This is a genomic window from Pseudomonas sp. SIMBA_068, from assembly GCF_046534705.1.
Taxonomy (GTDB): domain Bacteria; phylum Pseudomonadota; class Gammaproteobacteria; order Pseudomonadales; family Pseudomonadaceae; genus Aquipseudomonas; species Aquipseudomonas putida.
On sequence record NZ_JAWRYI010001630.1, the window covers coordinates 1 to 237 of the forward strand.

The 237-nt window shown below is 40.9% G+C and carries 1 protein-coding gene; it reads right to left on the bottom strand.

The features are described from left to right. Nucleotides 1-237, bottom strand: a 237-nt coding sequence (locus SB756_RS35250; RefSeq protein ID WP_410913904.1) for a ferrochelatase, incomplete at both ends; no start/stop codon positions are given.

Consider the following 237-nt stretch of genomic DNA (forward strand, 5'->3'; position numbering starts at 1 on the left):
GGTGTAGGGCTTTAACCACTCTGCTTTACCAAATCGGCTTTGGAAAGCGCTAATGACATTGTCTTTATCAAGGCCAAGCTTTTCAACAACAAGTCGCGTTGTTTGTAAACACAGGCAATGATATGGGTCGCCATTGTCTAAAAATAATTTTGACATACCGTGGTACGAAAAAACAATTTTTTGCGGCATCCCGTTGGCTGCTAGATCTTCGCTTATGCTATTAGCTAACGATTCAAT